Source organism: Acidiphilium sp. AL (assembly GCF_025499445.1).
Classification (GTDB): Bacteria; Pseudomonadota; Alphaproteobacteria; order Acetobacterales; family Acetobacteraceae; genus Acidiphilium; species Acidiphilium iwatense.
In genome coordinates this window covers 1-2070 of the sequence record NZ_JAIMBZ010000103.1, presented here as the reverse complement: position 1 = coordinate 2070, position 2070 = coordinate 1, and the positions used below count along the sequence as shown (strand labels likewise).

General features: G+C 64.7%; 1 protein-coding gene. It reads right to left on the bottom strand.

Going from position 1 to position 2070, the window contains the following annotated elements:
• Positions 1-4 precede the first annotated feature (4 nt).
• Complete coding sequence (locus tag AiwAL_RS20025) at positions 5-1930, bottom strand: recombinase family protein (protein ID WP_262313474.1); 1926 nt, start codon at positions 1928-1930, stop codon at positions 5-7.
• Positions 1931-2070: the final 140 nt, after the last annotated feature.

Genomic DNA, 2070 nt, shown 5'->3' with positions numbered 1-2070 from the left:
CATGCTATACGAACTCATCCCCACCATGCCGGAGCCTCGCCTGCTGCCACTGGTCCAGAAATTCGCCGATATGCTCGCCGACCTGCCCGTCTTCGCCGAGACTTTCGGGGCAGTGTGAAAATGAGGGGAGTCTTGAGGCGCCCAGCAGCAAATCAAGTTGGTTGTGTGTCCCCGCAACCACCTTCACCGAACTTCGGAATAATTCAGAACCAGCCGCCCCAATACCGGCGGCTTTCGGCGCTTTTGCCCCCGAATTGCCGTCGGCACTGAGGGCCAGTTCAACCATCGCCGCAATCGCCCCCGTCAGAACAATCTCCGGCAACGCCGATGGCGCTGCCCGGCGTCGGCCGCGACCAGAAGGCGCAACATCAGCCCCGGTCGCCGCGTCAAGCTTTTGCTCCGTATCAGCCAAATTTTGTGTTCCGCCTGAAGCCGTCGCCACTGGCCTGGATTGGCCAACGTCGATCCGCTCGATCAGGGCACGCACTGCTTCCAGCGCGGCCCGGCCACCATCGGAGGCGGCCAGCGCGGTCTGTAACTGTTCGACCTTCTCGCGATAGAGACCGGCCAGATTGGGGTGCAGCCGTGGTGCCGCGGCGACCGGATTTTGCAACTGGCGGGTCAGTTCGGCCTTGCGGTGCTCCAGATCGTCGAGTTTCTGTTGCAGCCCCGGCGCACGGAGTCCGTCGCAGATCGCCTCGATCACCTGGTCGAGCTTGCGGGTCACGGTCTCAAGCTCGCGCCTGCGCGCCGCATTGTCGGCTTCGATCGTCCCCTGCAGTCGGTTCCATTCCGTGGTAAAATCCGCGACGAACTGCTCGACATGCTCCGGGCGCATCAGTTGCCGCCGCAGCGCGTCCAGAATCAGCCGATCGAGATCATCCCGCCGTAGACTCTGGCGGTTGTCGCAGATGCCCTGCCGGCGTGCGGCTGTGCAGGCGAGATAGTCCCGGCCGACCGCACCGAACATGCCGCCGCATTCGGCGCAGTAGACCTTGCCGGTGAGAATATGCCGGGCGCGCCGGCGCTCGTGGAATTTTGGGTGATCCGAGGCGTCGGCGCCCGAGGCGTCGCGACTGCCGGCCAGACGCGCCTGCACCATATCCCACAGAGCCTGATCGACGATCCGCAAATGGGGCACAGTCTCGACCACCCACTCGGCGCGCGGGTTCATCCGGCTGACCCGCCTGCCGGTTGCCGGATCCTTGATGAAGCGCATCCGGTTCCAGATCAGCCGTCCGATGTAGAGTTCGTTGCGCAGGATGCCGGTGCCGCGCAGCGCGTGACCGCGAATCGTCGTGTCACCCCAGGGGCGCCCGCCGGGGCCGGAAATCTTCTCCGCATTGAGGAGCTTGGCGATCGCGATCGGGCTGGTGCCTTCGGCGGTCATCGCAAAGATCCGCCGCACCACGGCGGCTTCGGCCGCGTCGATCGCGCGCTCGCCACGAACCGGTTCGCCATGGGCGTCGATCTTCCGGACGATGGCGTAGCCAAAGCTCTTTCCGCCCGCCGCCTTGCCGGCCTCGATCCGGCCGCGCAGGCCGCGATGGGTCTTTTGTGCCAGGTCTTTCAGAAACAGCGCGTTCATCGTGCCTTTCAGCCCGATATGCATCTCGCCGATCTCACCCTCGGCAAGGGTGACAATCGTCACTCCGGCAAACCGCAGCCGTTTGAACAGACCGGCAATATCCTCCTGGTCACGTGACAGCCGGTCCATCGCTTCGGCCAGAACCACGTCGAACCGGTGCCGCCCGGCATCTTCCATCAGCGCCTGGATTCCCGGCCGGAGCAGAGATGCCCCCGAGGTGGCACGGTCAGAGTAGCTGTCCGCCACAGCCCAACCCTCGCGCTCCGCGCGCATCCGGCAGACCCGCAACTGATCCTCGACCGAAGCATCGCGCTGGAGGTCGGTCGAATAGCGGGCATACAGGGTGAACCGCGCCGGGAATCCTGGAGGCCATTTTGTTTGACTCAGGCGACCATAGCCAGCTCGTTCAGTTGTTCATAGTAGCGCGCCTCGGCCTCGGCGGGTGGGATGTTGCCGATCGGCTCGAGGAGACGCCGGTGGTT